General features: G+C 67.9%; 1 protein-coding gene. It reads right to left on the bottom strand.

Translation table 11 applies throughout. The features are described from left to right. The coding region (locus tag SB717_RS36335; RefSeq protein ID WP_410907872.1) for a hypothetical protein at positions 1 to 268 on the bottom strand (268 nt) is incomplete at both ends.

Raw genomic sequence — 268 nt, 5'->3', positions numbered from 1 at the left:
GGCCGTCGCCGCGGACGATGTCCACCACCTCGACGAGCATGTTCGTGGCGGCACGCATCTCGAGCGACTGCAGGATGCGCTCCGCGCCGATCAGGTCGCGAAACCGGGCGGGCAGGCCGACGGCAGCGTCCAGGTCCATTCCTGCCACGGTGCCGCTCGCCAGGTCGAGGTGCTGCGTGAGCTGGTGCTGCGGTTGTTCCAGGACGATCCGACGCTTGATCCGCGCGACGTGATCGTGATGTGTCCCGACGTCGAAACCCATGCGCCA

The organism is Priestia sp. SIMBA_032, from assembly GCF_046535215.1.
GTDB classification, from domain to species: domain Bacteria; phylum Bacillota; class Bacilli; order Bacillales; family Bacillaceae_H; genus Priestia; species Priestia aryabhattai.
Note: the sequence above shows the minus strand (reverse complement) of the source record. Positions and strands in the feature narration are given on the sequence as shown.